The 14,410-nt window shown below is 70.0% G+C and carries 11 protein-coding genes and 1 pseudogene; 6 read left to right on the forward strand and 6 right to left on the reverse strand.

Annotated elements, in window-relative coordinates:
- Positions 1-5: 5 nt before the first annotated feature.
- From meaB to J1C73_RS11415, 3 genes are all read left to right on the forward strand, one after another.
- Entirely contained in the window at positions 6-1,004 is a 999-nt protein-coding gene (gene meaB, locus J1C73_RS11405) for a methylmalonyl Co-A mutase-associated GTPase MeaB (protein WP_207316263.1), read from the forward strand.
- Positions 1,005-1,376: 372 nt separating this feature from the next.
- The gene (gene rho / locus J1C73_RS11410; RefSeq protein ID WP_207316264.1) at positions 1,377-2,519 is read left to right on the forward strand and encodes a transcription termination factor Rho; all 1,143 of its coding nucleotides are present in this window, start codon (positions 1,377-1,379) and stop codon (positions 2,517-2,519) included.
- 58 nt (positions 2,520-2,577) lie between these two features.
- A complete protein-coding gene (locus tag J1C73_RS11415) occupies positions 2,578-3,576 on the forward strand; it encodes an aldo/keto reductase family protein (RefSeq protein ID WP_123467027.1) in 999 nt (332 codons plus the stop codon).
- Between the two features lie 56 nt (positions 3,577-3,632).
- Here J1C73_RS11415 and J1C73_RS11420 read toward each other — a convergent pair whose 3' ends face one another.
- The 4 genes from J1C73_RS11420 to J1C73_RS11435 form a co-directional block, all read right to left on the reverse strand.
- Positions 3,633-4,994 carry an NAD(P)/FAD-dependent oxidoreductase gene (locus J1C73_RS11420; protein WP_207316265.1) on the reverse strand — a complete coding sequence of 454 codons (1,362 nt, stop codon included), beginning with the start codon at positions 4,992-4,994 and terminating at the stop codon, positions 3,633-3,635.
- A 130-nt stretch (positions 4,995-5,124) separates the two neighbouring features.
- On the reverse strand, positions 5,125-5,427 hold the full coding sequence (locus tag J1C73_RS11425) for a hypothetical protein (protein ID WP_164494585.1): 303 nt from the start codon (positions 5,425-5,427) through the stop codon (positions 5,125-5,127).
- Between the two features lie 74 nt (positions 5,428-5,501).
- On the reverse strand, positions 5,502-7,232 hold the full coding sequence (gene ctaD / locus J1C73_RS11430) for an aa3-type cytochrome oxidase subunit I (protein ID WP_207316266.1): 1,731 nt from the start codon (positions 7,230-7,232) through the stop codon (positions 5,502-5,504).
- Positions 7,233-7,706: 474 nt separating this feature from the next.
- Positions 7,707-9,929 carry an NADP-dependent isocitrate dehydrogenase gene (locus J1C73_RS11435; RefSeq protein ID WP_207316267.1) on the reverse strand — a complete coding sequence of 741 codons (2,223 nt, stop codon included), beginning with the start codon at positions 9,927-9,929 and terminating at the stop codon, positions 7,707-7,709.
- 194 nt (positions 9,930-10,123) lie between these two features.
- Here J1C73_RS11435 and J1C73_RS11440 point away from each other — a divergent pair, with 194 nt between their 5' ends.
- Positions 10,124-10,624, forward strand: a complete 501-nt coding sequence (locus J1C73_RS11440; RefSeq protein ID WP_207316268.1) for a tetratricopeptide repeat protein — start codon at positions 10,124-10,126, stop codon at positions 10,622-10,624.
- A gap of 6 nt (positions 10,625-10,630) precedes the next feature.
- Here J1C73_RS11440 and J1C73_RS11445 read toward each other — a convergent pair whose 3' ends face one another.
- The gene (locus J1C73_RS11445; protein WP_207316269.1) at positions 10,631-11,662 is read right to left on the reverse strand and encodes a glutathione S-transferase family protein; all 1,032 of its coding nucleotides are present in this window, start codon (positions 11,660-11,662) and stop codon (positions 10,631-10,633) included.
- 11 nt (positions 11,663-11,673) lie between these two features.
- Complete coding sequence (locus J1C73_RS11450; protein ID WP_207316270.1) at positions 11,674-13,173, reverse strand: MFS transporter; 1,500 nt, start codon at positions 13,171-13,173, stop codon at positions 11,674-11,676.
- Positions 13,174-13,402: 229 nt separating this feature from the next.
- Between J1C73_RS11450 and J1C73_RS11455 the strand changes: the two genes are divergently transcribed.
- Together J1C73_RS11455 and J1C73_RS11460 are read left to right on the forward strand one after the other, a co-directional pair.
- Positions 13,403-13,798: a TOBE domain-containing protein gene (locus tag J1C73_RS11455; RefSeq protein WP_123467041.1), complete on the forward strand. Its 396-nt coding sequence runs from the start codon at positions 13,403-13,405 to the stop codon at positions 13,796-13,798.
- A 79-nt stretch (positions 13,799-13,877) separates the two neighbouring features.
- Positions 13,878-14,276, forward strand: a pseudogene (locus J1C73_RS11460) (MmyB family transcriptional regulator); the annotation flags it as partial.
- Positions 14,277-14,410 lie beyond the last annotated feature (134 nt).

Raw genomic sequence — 14,410 nt, forward strand, 5'->3', positions numbered from 1 at the left:
AACCCATGGCCCCGAAGATCGATCTCGACAGCTATGTGAAGGGGGTACTCGACGGGAGGCGGGCGCACATCGCGCGCGCCATCACGCTCGTCGAGTCCACCCGGCCCGACCACCGGGCACTCGCCCAGCAGCTGCTGCGCGAACTTCTGCCGCACTCCGGCAGCGCCCGCCGCATCGGCATCAGCGGCGTGCCCGGGGTCGGCAAGTCCACCTTCATCGACGCCCTCGGCACGATGCTCACCGGGCTGGGGCACCGGGTCGCGGTGCTGGCCGTCGATCCGTCGTCCAGCCGTACCGGCGGCTCCATCCTGGGCGACAAGACCCGGATGGAGCGGCTCGCGGTGGACCCGGCGGCGTTCGTGCGCCCCTCCCCCACCGCCGGGACGCTGGGCGGGGTCGCGAAGGCGACCCGGGAGTCCATCGTGGTGATGGAGGCGGCGGGGTACGACGTGGTGCTGGTGGAGACGGTCGGGGTCGGCCAGTCGGAGACGGCGGTCGCCAATATGGTCGACACGTTCCTGCTGCTGACACTGGCCCGCACCGGCGACCAGTTGCAGGGCATCAAGAAGGGCGTGCTGGAGCTGGCCGACGCCATAGCGGTCAACAAGGCCGACGGACCGCACGAGCGCGACGCCCGCTCCGCCGCACGCGAACTGGCGGGCGCGCTGCGGCTGATGCACGCGGCGGACGCGGCCTGGACCCCACCGGTGCTGACGTGCAGCGCCCGCGAGGGAGGCGGCCTCGACACCCTCTGGGAGCGGCTGGAGCAGCACCGGACACTGCTCGAATCGACCGGCCGGCTGGCGGCCAAACGACGCGAGCAGCAGGTCGACTGGACCTGGACGATGGTGCGCGAAGAGCTGCTGGAGAGCCTGCGCGGCCATCCCGGGGTGCGTGCGCTCGCACCGGAACTCGAACTGCGGGTACGGGAAGGCACCCTGCCGGCCACGCTGGCCGCCGAGCAGATCCTGGAGACCTTCCGGGGTCCGGGGCCGACGGTCTGACCACGGGTCCCGGCTCCCGAGCTGAAGCAGGACGCTCGGGAGCCGGGGCCCCGGAGCGCGCGAACACTTCCCGCTCCCCCGCGACGACGGGGTGATCCGCGCCACGACTGCCGTGCGCGTCCGGCAGTCGTGGTACATTGCCATTGGTACTTGTGTACGCCCAGACATTCGGGCGCCGGTGCCGGTTCATTTTTCATCACGCTGATGCGCCCGTTCATTCCGACCGGCGATCCAGCTTCACCGCATGACTTTCCTCAGTCCGGTACGGGCTCTCCCACCGGGCTTTTCCTGCCCGTCGTCCGGGGCGTGATATCTCCGCCCCCGTTTCTGCCGGGCCCCTTCATTCGCATGTCCGCGAAAGGACCACCCCGCATGACCACCACACTCGAACACCCCGTTACCACCAAGCCCGCTGCCGCCACGGCCGCAGCCGGCGTCCTCGACATCACCCACCAGGGGCACGGCGCCCTGCGCCCCGCCGACGGTCACGCCACCCCCCGCGACGTCCAGGTCCCCGCCACGCTCATCCGCCGGCACGGCCTGCGCAAGGGCGATGCCGTCGAGGGGACCTGCGACCGGCCCCGCGCCCTGAGCACCGTCGAACGCGTCAACGGCCTTCCCCCGCAAGCACTTCGGGCCCGGCCGCACTTCCGTGACCTCACCCCGCTCCACCCCCGGCAGCGACTGCGCCTGGAAACGCCCTCGGGCAGTCCCTCGACGCGCGTCGTCGACCTCGTCGCCCCGGTCGGCAAGGGACAGCGCGGGCTCATCGTGGCCCCGCCCAGGACCGGCAAGACGGTGCTGCTCCAGCAGATCGCGGCCTCGGTCGCCGAGAACCACCCCGAGTGCCACCTGATGGTGGTGCTGCTCGACGAGCGTCCCGAGGAGGTCACCGACATGCGGCGCTCGGTTCGGGGGGAGGTCTACGCCTCGACCTTCGACCGGCCCGCCAAGGAGCACATCGCACTGGCGGAGCTCGCGCTCGAACGCGCCAAGCGGCTGGTCGAGCAGGGCCGGGACGTCGTCATCCTGCTGGACTCCCTCACCCGGCTGTGCCGGGCCCACAACAACGCGGCCGCGGCCGGCGGCCGCACCCTCAGCGGCGGTGTCGACGCGGCGGCCCTGCTCGGACCCAAGCGCCTCTTCGGGGCCGCGCGGCTCACCGAGGAGGGCGGCTCCCTGACCATTCTGGCCACGGCTCTCGTGGACACCGGCTCCCGCGCCGACGAGTACTTCTTCGAGGAGCTGAAGGGGACCGGCAACATGGAACTGCGGCTCGACCGCACCCTGGCCGAGAAGCGGATCCATCCGGCCGTGAACATCGCGGCCTCCGGGACCCGCCGCGACGAACTCCTCGTACCGGCCGACGAACTGACCGCCGTACGCGGCCTGCGGCGCGCCCTGCACTCCAGGGACGCGCAGACCTCGCTGGAAACGCTGCTGGACCGGATCCGGCACACCCCGGACAACGCCGCCTTCCTCAAGCTGATCCGCAATACCGTTCCGGCGGCCTGAATGTCTGTCAGGCGTCCTACCATGGAGCGGCACTGACCAGCAGAGGGAGAGCAGCACCATGGAATTCCGCCGACTCGGCCGCAGCGGTCTGACGATCAGCGAGATCGCTTACGGGAACTGGCTCACCCACGGTTCCCAGGTGGAGGAGGACGCGGCGTTCGCCTGCATCCGTGCTGCCCTGGACGCCGGCATCACCACCTTCGACACCGCGGACGTCTACGCCCAGACGCGTGCCGAGGCGGTCCTCGGACGGGCGCTCAAGGACGAGCGCCGGGAAGGGCTGGAGATCTTCACCAAGGTCTACTTCCCGACCGGCCCCGGGCAGAACGACCGGGGGCTCGGCCGCAAGCACATCCTGGAGTCGATCGACAACTCACTGCGCCGGCTGCAGACCGACCACGTCGACCTCTACCAGGCCCACCGCTACGACCACACCACGCCGCTGGAAGAGACGATGGAGGCGTTCGCCGACGTCGTCCGCTCCGGCAAGGCCCTCTACATCGGCGTCTCGGAGTGGACTGCCGAGCAGCTGCGCGCCGGACATGCGCTGGCCCGTGAGCTGCGGGTGCCGCTGATCTCCAACCAGCCGCAGTACTCGGCGCTGTGGCGGGTCATCGAGGACGAGGTGGTGCCCGCGTCCGAGGAGCTCGGCATCGGTCAGATCGTCTGGTCGCCGATCGCGCAGGGCGCGCTCACCGGCAAGTACCGGCCCGGTGCGCCCCTGCCGGCGGGCTCGCGTGCGACGGACGACAAGGGCGGGGCCGACATGGTCGCCGACTGGCTGCGCGACGAGGTGCTGGAGCGAGTGCAGCTGCTGCGTCCGCTCGCCGAGCAGGCCGGCCTGAGCATGGCGCAGCTCGCGGTCGCCTGGGTGCTGCAGAATTCCAATGTCTCCGCCGCCATCATCGGCGCCTCCCGTCCCGAGCAGGTGACGGAGAACGCCGTGGCCGCCGGTGTGCGGCTGGACGCGGACCTGCTGAAGGCCGTCGACCAGGCCCTGGACCCGGTGGCGAAGCGGGACCCCGGTCTCACCGTGGGCCACAAGGGACACAGCTGACCCGTGACAGCGGAGGGCCCGGCCGGATTTCCGGCCGGGCCCTCCGCTGTCACGGGTCACATCCGGGTGTTCAGCGAGGCGGTGTGCTCGCGGACCTGCTCAGGAGTGAGGTAGCTGTCCGTGTGCTCGAAGTCGCGCAGTGTCGCGAGCTTGCGGGACTGGAATCCGGTGCGGACGAAGTCGTCGCCCGCGGCGGCGTTGATCAGCCAGTTGGTCATGACCCTCGCCTTGGCCACATTGGTCCGCAGCGCCGTCCAGTGGTAGCCGCGGGCCACGGCCTGGGCACCGATCCCGTGCATCTCGATGCCGAGCGGCTTGGAGACGGCGTCCCTGCCACCGAGGTCCACGACGAGCCCGAGGTCCTTGTGGACGTAGGGCCGGAGAGGCTGGTTGCGGAGGGTGGCCAGGAGGTTGTCGGCGAGCCTGCGGCCCTGTCGCATGGCGTGCTGTGCGGTGGGCGGGCAGACCGCACCGTCGCCCTTGGCCAGATCGGGTACGGCCGCCGCGTCACCGAGGGCGAACATGCCGTCGTGGCCGGGCAGGCTCATGTCGGGGGTGACCGCCAGCCGGCCGCGTACCGTCTCCGCGTCGAAGGTGGTGACCAGCGGGCTGGCGGTGACGCCCGCCGTCCAGATCAGGGTCCGGCAGGGCACCACCCGGCCGTCGGTGAAGGTCACCTTGTCGGGGCCCGCCTCGGCGATCGAAACGCCGAGCGACACCTCGATCCCGCGGTCGCGCAGCACCTTCAGTGCGCTCTCGCCGAGCTTGTCGCCCAGTTCGGGCATGAGCTTCGGGGCGATGTCGATCAGATGCCACTTGATCAGCTTCGGGTCGAGCCGGGGGTAGTGCCGCACCGCGTTGGTGGTGAGCCGCTGCAGACAGGCCGCGGTCTCGGTGCCCGCGTACCCGCCGCCGACCACCACGAACTGCAGCCGCGAGGCCCGCTCCTCCTCGTCGTGGCTGGCGTCCGCGAGATCGAGCTGCGCGATGACGTGATCGCGCACGAAGGCGGCTTCCGCCAGGGTCTTCATGCCCCGGGCGTTGTCGAGCAGCCCGGGGATGTCGAAGGTGCGGGTGACGCTGCCCGGACTGAGCACGATGTAGTCGTACGGCTCGTCGACGACCTCGTCGGTGATCTTGCGGATGACGCAGATCTTCGCCATGGGGTCCACTCCGACGGCACCGCCGGGAATGATCCTGGTGCGGTGCCGGCTGCTGCGGCGCAGTGACACCGCCACCGACTGCGGGGTGAGGACGCCCGAGGCCACCTGGGGCAGCAGGGGCAGGTAGAGCTGGTACGAGAACGGGGCCACGAGTGCGATGTCCGCCTCACCGGGACGGAGCCGGCGTTCGAGACGGCGTACGCACTCGACCCCGGCGAAACCGGCTCCGACAACGAGGATCCTGGGTCGTGCCACAGTGTTCGTCCCTTCTCGGGGTCTGCACGGTCGTCCGTTCGCCTGCCCCGTCGCACGCGTCCGTCACCCCTCATCTTTACGAGGCAGGTGCGACTTCGCCTGCTGGGACGGCAGAACGGACGACCGGCGGTCACCTGACCAGGTACGTCACCAGGGCGCAGGCGCCGCCGGCCGTGCCCAGGCAGACCACGACGGCGGCGACGCAGCGCGCCCTGAGCGTGCGGTACCGCCGGCTGTACTCGCCGCGCAGTTCGGTGGCGCGGGCGCAGATGCGGACCAGCATCACCCGCGAGGCCTCGGCGCGGTCGGCCGCGTAGACCCGTTCCACGTCCTCGCGCTGGGCGGTGGTGAGCCAGGGCAGTTCGCCGGTGAAGCGACGGGCGAGCCGTCGCGCCTCCTCGATCTCGGCGTTCCACAGCAGATAGCCCTCCATCTGGGCCAGCCCGCGGGCGCTGTCCTGGTCGGGGTCGGTGCCCACCCGGTCCTCCTCTCCGCCGGCCGCTCCGCTCACGCCCGCCTGTCCCCCGGGGCCACCGTCGTTGAGCGTCCGCCGTGGCCTCCGGCCTCGACGAGCTCACGCACGGAAGGGTGGTGGAGGTCGAACGCCGGGGACTCGGAACGGATCCGCGGCAGCGTGACGAAGTTGTGCCGCGGCGGCGGGCAGGACGTCGCCCACTCCAGCGAGCGGCCGTAGCCCCACGGATCGTCGACCCCGACGTTCTTGCCGTACTTGGCCGTCTTCCACACGTTGTACAGGAACGGCAGCATCGACAGGCCGAGCAGGAACGAGGCGATCGACGAGATCGTGTTCAGCGCGGTGAAGCCGTCCGCCGCAAGGTAGTCCGCGTAACGGCGCGGCATGCCCTCGGCGCCCAGCCAGTGCTGCACCAGGAACGTGCCGTGGAAGCCCACGAACAGCGTCCAGAAGGTGATCTTACCGAGCCGCTCGTCCAGCATCTTGCCGGTGAACTTCGGCCACCAGAAGTGGAATCCGGCGAACATCGCGAAGACCACGGTGCCGAAGACCACGTAGTGGAAGTGCGCCACGACGAAGTACGAGTCCGAGACGTGGAAGTCCATCGGCGGCGACGCGAGGATCACACCGGTCAGACCGCCGAAGAGGAACGTGACGAGAAAGCCGATGGACCAGAGCATCGGTGTCTCGAAGGACAGCGAGCCCTTCCACATCGTGCCGATCCAGTTGAAGAACTTCACCCCGGTGGGTACCGCGATGAGGAACGTCATGAAGGAGAAGAACGGCAGCAGCACACCGCCGGTGACGAACATGTGGTGGGCCCACACGGTCGCGGACAGACCCGCGATGGCGATCGTCGCGCCGACCAGACCGATGTAGCCGAAGATCGGTTTCCGGCTGAAGACCGGAAGGATCTCGGTGACGATTCCGAAGAACGGCAGCGCGATGATGTAGACCTCGGGATGGCCGAAGAACCAGAAGAGGTGCTGCCAGAGCAGCGCGCCGCCGTTGGCCGCGTCGAAGACATGAGCGCCGAACTTGCGGTCCGCCTCCAGCGCCAGGAGCGCCCCGGCGAGGACCGGGAAGGCCAGCAGGACCAGTACAGCCGTCAGCAGGACGTTCCAGACGAAGATCGGCATGCGGAACATCGTCATTCCGGGTGCGCGCAGGCAGATGATCGTGGTGATGAAGTTGACCGAACCGAGGATCGTGCCGAATCCGGAGAAGGCCAGACCCATGATCCACATATCGGGGCCGATGCCCGGCGAGTGGATCGCGTCCGTCAGCGGGGAGTAGGCGAACCAGCCGAAGTCGGCCGCACCGTCCGGGGTGAGGAAGCCGGCCACCGCGAGGACCGAGCCGAAGAGGTAGAGCCAGTACGCGAACATGTTCAGCCGGGGGAACGCCACGTCGGGCGCGCCGATCTGAAGCGGCATCATCCAGTTGGTGAATCCGGCGAACAGCGGTGTCGCGAACATCAGCAGCATGATCGTGCCGTGCATCGTGAACGCCTGGTTGAACTGCTCGTGCGACATGATCTGGGTGCCCGGACGGGCCAGCTCGGCGCGCATGAAGAGCGCGAGCAGACCGCCGATGAGGAAGAACGCGAACGAGGTGACCAGGTACATCGTGCCGATGGTCTTGTGGTCCGTGGTGGTCATCCACTTGATGACGACGTTTCCCGGTTCCTTGCTGTGTACCGGAAGCTCGTTGGCGTACGACTCGTCGTCCTGCGCCGTCCCTGTTGTGCCCGTCGTCGTCACTGGGACGCTCCTTCGATTGTCTTCCGCGGGTGGACTGCGCACCCGGCGTGGTGCCGCCTCCACCGGGGTCGGCCGAACGGCCCTCCCCGCGCGTCGCGCGAGTTTCCGGTTGCAGCAAACCAGCCGGGTGACCGCCTGGGGTGGCCCTGCGCCCGCCGTGGCGCGACATTCACCCGTCAGGGCGTCCCCGGGCGGGTCGATCCGCGCTTCCGAACTGGGCCGGATGCCCGGGGCGGCGCGCGCTCATCGGCCGGCCGGTCCCGCGCGGCCGGCGCGCGAGCGGGGCCCGCGAGGCGGGCAACTCGCTTTGCTGAAGGAGCTGTTCAGTGCGGCCCCGGGGCAACTCCGCAGCACCGGTCCGGTCCTGGAAACAGCGCCGCCCCGGCTCGACGGTGTGTCGGCCGGGGCGGAACGGTCAGAAGCGGTGCGGGTGGGGGAAGAGACAGGGCCTGTTCCCCCGTCCACCGGATCGGATCAGACGAGGCTCGCGATCGCCTGGTTGAACGTCGCCGACGGGCGCATGACGGCCGAGGCCTTGGCCGGGTCGGGCTGGTAGTAGCCGCCGATGTCCACCGGCTTGCCCTGGACCGCGACGAGCTCGTCGACGATGGTCTGCTCCTGCTCGGCCAGCGTCTTGGCGAGCGGCGCGAAGGCCTCGGCGAGCTGTGCGTCGGCGGTCTGCTGCGCCAGCTCCTGGGCCCAGTACAGGGCCAGGTAGAAGTGGCTGCCGCGGTTGTCGATGCCGCCGAGCCTGCGGCTGGGCGACTTGTCCTTGTTGAGGAACGTGGCGGTCGCGCGGTCCAGCGTGTCCGCGAGGACCTGCGCACCGGCGTTGTCCGTGGTCTGCGCGAGGTGCTCGAAGCTGACGGCGAGGGCGAGGAACTCACCCAGGCTGTCCCAGCGCAGGTAGTTCTCCTTGACGAGCTGCTGCACGTGCTTCGGCGCGGAGCCGCCGGCGCCGGTCTCGAACAGACCGCCACCGTTCATCAGCGGGACGACGGAGAGCATCTTCGCGCTGGTGCCCAGCTCAAGAATGGGGAACAGGTCGGTCAGGTAGTCACGCAGCACGTTGCCGGTGACCGAGATGGTGTCCTCGCCGCGGCGGATGCGCTCCAGGGAGAACGCGGTGGCCTTCACCGGGGACATGATCTCGATCCGGAGACCGTCGGTGTCGTGCTCGGCCAGGTAGGTCTTGACCTTCTCGATGAGCTTGGCGTCGTGCGCCCGGTCCTCGTCGAGCCAGAACACGGCCGGGTTGCCGGTCGCGCGGGCGCGGGTGACGGCGAGCTTCACCCAGTCCTGGATGGGCAGGTCCTTGGCCTGGCACATGCGGAAGATGTCACCCGCGCCGACGACCTGCTCCAGGACGGCGTTGCCGTTGCCGTCGACGACCCGCACCGTGCCGGTGGTGGGGATCTCGAAGGTCTTGTCGTGGCTGCCGTACTCCTCGGCCTTCTGCGCCATCAGACCGACGTTGGACACCGAGCCCATCGTGGCCGGGTCGTAGGCGCCGTTGGCACGGCAGTCGTCGATGACGACCTGGTAGACGCCCGAGTAGCTGCTGTCGGGCAGCACGGCGAGGGTGTCGGCCTCTTCGCCGTCCGGGCCCCACATGTGACCGGAGGTACGGATCATGGCCGGCATCGAGGCGTCCACGATGACGTCACTGGGGACGTGCAGGTTGGTGATGCCCTTGTCGGAGTCGACCATCGCGAGGGCGGGGCCCTCGGCGAGCTCGGCCTCGAACGAGGCCTTGATCTCGGCGCCGACGTGAGGCACCGAGTCCAGGCCCTTGAGGATCCCGCCGAGGCCGTCGTTCGGGGACAGGCCGGCGGCGATGAGGGCCTCGCCGTACTTGGCGAACGTGTTCGGGAAGAAGGCTCGGACGACGTGGCCGAAGATGATCGGGTCGGAGACCTTCATCATGGTGGCCTTGAGGTGCACCGAGAACAGGACGCCCTCGGCCTTGGCGCGCGCGACCTGCGCGGTGAAGAACTCGCGCAGCGCGGCGACGCGCATGACGGCGGCGTCCACGACCTCGCCCGCGAGCACCGGTACGGACTCACGGAGCACGGTGGTGGTGCCGTCGTCGCCCACCAGCTCGATGCGCAGCGAGCCCGCGTCGGCGATCACCACGGTCTTCTCGGTGGAGCGGAAGTCGTCGGCGCCCATGGTCGCGACGTTCGTCTTCGAGTCGGCCGTCCAGGCGCCCATGCGGTGCGGGTGCGCCTTGGCGTAGTTCTTGACCGACGCGGGGGCGCGGCGGTCGGAGTTGCCCTCGCGCAGGACGGGGTTGACCGCACTGCCCTTGATCTTGTCGTAACGCGCGCGGACGTCCTTCTCCTCGTCGGACTTCGGGTCGTCCGGGTAGTCCGGCAGCGCGTAGCCCTGCGCCTGGAGCTCGGCGACCGCGGCCTTCAGCTGCGGGATCGAGGCCGAGACGTTGGGCAGCTTGATGATGTTGGCCCCGGGAGTCGTGGCCAGCGCGCCGAGCTCGGCGAGCGCGTCCTCGATGCGCTGGTTCTCCTGGAGGTGGTCGGGGAAGCTGGCGATGATCCGGCCCGCCAGGGAGATGTCACGGCTCTCCACGGTGACCCCGGCCTTCGAGGCGTAGGCCTCGATCACCGGCAGGAACGAATACGTCGCCAGGGCCGGGGCCTCGTCGGTGTGTGTATAGATGATGGTCGAGTCAGTCACCCTGTGCTCCGCTCCACGTCTGCAACATTGCTTGACATCAAGATATCTCGTGAGCGCCGCTGTCTCGACAGGGCCCTGCCCCGCACGGACCGGAACCCGCCGTACCGCCCCGCGGCCCGGTGGGCAGATGCCCGGACCGCCGCACTTTGCCATTGATTTGCCGTATCGACGCGGTCCTGGCAGCGTTCTGCGTCATGAGCGCGGAAATCGAACACGACGAGCCGCTGACGCAGGCGATACGGCTGCGCGAGCAGAAGAACGCGCAGGCGCACGAGCAGCTGCTGGCCCTGGCGGCGCGGTATCCGCAGGACACCGCGATCGCCTATCAGACCGCCTGGTCGCACGATTCCCTCGGCCTGGAGGCACAGGCCGTGCCGTTCTACGAGCGTGCGCTGGAGGGTCCGGGGCTCCCGGCCGAGTACCGCCACGGGGCCTTCGTCGGCCTCGGCAGCACGCTCCGGGTGCTGGGCCGTTACGAGGCGGCGCGCGGGGTGCTCCGCCTCGGCCTGGAGGAGTTCGCGCACGACGCCTCGCTGCTGACCTTCCTGGCGATGACGCTGTACAACCTCGGCGACTCCCGCGAAGCCGTACGGACCCTCCTCAAGGTCACGGCGGCCACCAGTGCCGATCACCAGGTCCAGGCCTACCGTCCCGCGATCGAGTACTACGCCGACCACCTGGACGAGACCGAATAGGCCCCCTCAGGGCCGCCCCTGCGCCGGGACCTCCTCGCCCGTCGGCACCGGTCCCGGCGGGGTGCCGTCGCCGAAGGGCCGGCCACCCAGCTGCTCCCGGTGGTGCGGGGCCAGCCAGCCCGACAGATCGGGGCCGACGGGCACGATGCCGGTGGGGTTGATGCCGGTGTGGACCCGGTAGTAGTGCTGCTTGATGTGGTGGAAGTCGACCGTGTCACCGAAGCCGGGGGTCTGGTAGAGGTCCCGGCCGTAGCCCCACAGAACCGGGTCCTCGGCCAGTTTCGAGCGGTTGCACTTGAAGTGTCCGTGGTACACGGCGTCGAAGCGCACGAGCGTGGTGAAGAGCCGGATGTCGGCCTCGGTGATGGTGTCGCCGACGAGGTAGCGCCGGTCAGCGAGCCGTTCCGACACCAGGTCCAGGCGGCGGAACAGATCCCGGTACGCGGCCTCGTACTCGTCCTGCCCGGTCGCGAACCCGGCCCGGTACACGCCGTTGTTGACGTCCCGGTAGATGCCCTCCATGACCTCGTCGATCTCCTCGCGCAGCGGCTCGGGGTAGAGCTCGGGCGCCCCGGGCCGGTGCAGCGCCGTCCATTCGGTGGCGAGGTCCAGGGTGATCCGCTGGTAGTCGTTGGTGACGAGCCTGCCGCTGGGGATGTCGACGACGGCGGGGACGCTGACTCCGCCGGGGTATCCGCGTTCCCGCGCGTCGTACGCCTCCCCGAGGTATCTGATGCCGAGCACCGGGTCCCGGCCGCCCTCGTCCAGCGTGAAGCGCCAGCTGCGATCGTCCTGCAGCGGATCGGCGACGGCGAGCGAGAGCGCGCTCTCCAGACCGAGCAGACGGCGGGAGACCAGTGCGCGGCTCGCCCAGGGGCAGGCGCGGCTGACGACGAGGCGGTAGCGGCCTGCCTCGACGGGCCAGCCGTCGCGGCCGTCGGCGGTGATCCGGTCGGCGAAGTGGCTCATGGACCGCTTGAAGGGCTTGTGGCCGTATTCCGTGTTGCCGTCCGGTTCGGTGCGGGCGGGGTCGTTCATCGCGTTTCTCCCTACGACGGGACCTTAGGAACGGACTGCTGTGTACGACTCCTGCCCCGCCGTGCCCCGCCCACGTCGGCCAGCGCCACGATCAGTCCGGCCACCACGAAGGCGACGGAGACGACCAGCCCGCGGTCGTACGCGCTGGACCAGCCGGCGGAACTCACCTGGGCGAAGAAGACCGAGCCGACCGCGGCGATCCCGATCGCGGAACCGACGCGCTGGCCGGTCTGGAGGGTGCCGCCGGCGCTCCCCGCGGTGGCCACCGGCACCTGGGACAGGGTGAGGGTCTGGTTGGGCGCGATGACCAGGCCGCTGCCCAGTCCGGCCAGCAGCAGCGGGGCGGCCATCGCCCATCCGGCTGCCCGGCCGGGCACGAGGTGGACGGCGAGCGCGGTGGCCCCCAGTCCGACGGCCACCGTCGCCATGCCGATGACGACGAGGGGGCGCCCGTACCGTCCGACCAGCCTGCCGCCGGGGCCCGCCGCGGCGGCGGACCCCAGGGCGAAGGGCGTGATCGAGAGACCTGCCATCAGGGCGGTGTAGTGCAGTCCGCTCTGCAGGTAGAGCGTGGTGATGAAGAAGATCGAGGTGAATCCGGCGAAGTACAGCAGGATCAGCAGACAGCCCAGCCAGTAGGAGCGGACGCGGAACAGGGAGAGGTTCACCACCGGCTGGGTGCCGCGGCGGCCGCACCGCGACTCCCAGCCGACGAAGGCGGCGAGCAGCACCGCGGCCGCCAACAGGAGCAGCCATTTCCCGTCGCCCGGCCACTGATGCGCCTGGACGAAGGGCAGCAGCAGCGCCAGCACCCCCGCGCCCAGCAGCAGGACCCCGAGCGGATCGAGGTCCCGCAGCCGCACCGGGCCCGCGGACGGGGTGTCCGGCAGCAGCCGGCGGGCCAGCAGGAGGCAGACGGCTCCGAGCGGCAGGTTGACGTAGAACACCCAGCGCCAGCCCTCCTCGGCGCCTGCCGCCTGGATCAGGAGTCCGCCCAGCAGCGGGCCGACGGCGGTGGAGATGCCGACCACCGTGCCGAACATGCCGAAGGCCCGGCCCCGTTCACGCCCCGAGAACATCTGCTGGATGAGTGCGGAGATCTGGGGCGACAACAGCCCGCCGGCCAGGCCCTGGACCAGTCGGGCGATGACCAGCCAGAGGCTGGACTGGGCGGCTCCGCAGGCGGCCGACGCCAGTGTGAAGAGCACCAGTCCGGCCATGAAGACCTCGCGGCGCCCGCGCGCGTCGCCGAGCCGCCCGGCGGGAATCAGGAACAGCCCGAAGGCAAGGGCGTACCCGGACAGCACCCATTGCAGGTCGGACTCCGGGGTGTGCAGCCCCTCCCGGATGGACGGCAGTGCGACGTTGACGATCGACACGTCCAGCAGCGTCATGAAGCCTGCGACCAGGCACACCGCGAGTGCCCGCCACCGCCGGGGATCGGGCGTGTCCGGCCCGGCGGCGGACTCCGCACCCCGCCCAGAACTCCGGTACGCCGCGCTCTCTGCCATGGCTCGCACACTAGGTCGCACGCCCCGATTCCTCATCCCGGCAGGGCCACCCGGCCGTGTACCGCGCGCTACATTGGCGCGGTTACCGATATGCGGACGGAAGACGGACCGGGGCGGCCGACCGCAGTGTGCGGGCGGCAGCGAGGGCGGCCGCCGGGTATTCACGTCCACCAAGAAATACACAGAAAAAGCTTGCACATGCGAGCCATACACCCCTAAGGTGCGGCATATGCAATCCTACACCATTGGGCAGGCCGCCCGTCTGCTGGGCGTCAGCCCGGACACCGCGCGCCGCTGGGCGGATGCCGGCCGCGTGGCGACCCACCGCGAGGACGGCGGGCGCCGCCTCATCGACGGCCGCGACCTGGCCGCGTTCTCCGTCGAGGTCGCCCAGGGCGGCGCCGGCGAGGACGACGCGTCCTACACCTCGGCCCGCAACGCCTTTCCCGGCATCGTCACCGCCGTGAAGCTCGGGGATGTGGCCGCGCAGGTGGAGATCCAGGCCGGTCCGCACCGGCTCGTGTCGCTGCTGACCCGGGAGGCGGTCGAGGAGCTCGGCCTCGAGGTGGGCATGCAGGCCACCGCCCGGGTGAAATCGACCAGCGTGCACATCGACCGCACCTGACCCGGCCGCGGAAATGACACGGAAATAGGAGCACATCCCTTTCCGGACAAGAGCGCCGAGCACGCAGACTTTCCGCACTCGCATTCTCTTCACCGATCCCGCGATGAGGTCGTTGTACACGGACTGGGAGTACGTCGCCCGCACGGCGGTCGCCCAGCTGCGCATGGAGGCCGCGAAGTACCCGGACGACTCCCGGCTGGCGTCGCTCGTCGGCGAACTCTCCGTACAGGATCCGCACTTTCGGCAGTGGTGGGCCGCTCACCATGTCGAGGCCCGCACCGTGGGCACCAAGACCCTCCACCATCCCGTGGCCGGCCTTCTGACGCTCGACTGGGACACGCTCACCGCCAGCACCGACCCTGACCAGCAACTCGTCGTCTGGACGGCCGAACCCGCTTCGCCCTCCCACGACGGGCTCCGCATCCTCGCCTCGTGGGCGGCCGACCGACGGCTGCCGGCATCGGCCCCGGCTGCCTGACGGCCCCGGTCCGCGCGGGCCGCAACAAGGCCCGACCGGAGCACGGTTCATTCAGGTACATGGACGGGAATCACGTGCAGAGTTTTGACGCCTCCACGTCACGCCCCCCAGCGTGGCGCCCCGGCCGGGGCGCC

Source organism: Streptomyces laculatispora (genome assembly GCF_017353455.1).
In the GTDB taxonomy this organism is placed as follows: domain Bacteria; phylum Actinomycetota; class Actinomycetes; order Streptomycetales; family Streptomycetaceae; genus Streptomyces; species Streptomyces laculatispora.

Coding starts and splice junctions, on each gene's coding strand:
- meaB (WP_207316263.1), top strand. CDS start 6: ATGGCCCCGAAGATCGATCTCGACAGCTATGTGAAGGGGGTACTCGAC.
- rho (WP_207316264.1), top strand. CDS start 1,377: ATGACCACCACACTCGAACACCCCGTTACCACCAAGCCCGCTGCCGCC.
- J1C73_RS11415 (WP_123467027.1), top strand. CDS start 2,578: ATGGAATTCCGCCGACTCGGCCGCAGCGGTCTGACGATCAGCGAGATC.
- J1C73_RS11425 (WP_164494585.1), bottom strand. CDS start 5,427: ATGGAGGGCTATCTGCTGTGGAACGCCGAGATCGAGGAGGCGCGACGG.
- J1C73_RS11440 (WP_207316268.1), top strand. CDS start 10,124: ATGAGCGCGGAAATCGAACACGACGAGCCGCTGACGCAGGCGATACGG.
- J1C73_RS11445 (WP_207316269.1), bottom strand. CDS start 11,662: ATGAACGACCCCGCCCGCACCGAACCGGACGGCAACACGGAATACGGC.
- J1C73_RS11450 (WP_207316270.1), bottom strand. CDS start 13,173: ATGGCAGAGAGCGCGGCGTACCGGAGTTCTGGGCGGGGTGCGGAGTCC.
- J1C73_RS11455 (WP_123467041.1), top strand. CDS start 13,403: ATGCAATCCTACACCATTGGGCAGGCCGCCCGTCTGCTGGGCGTCAGC.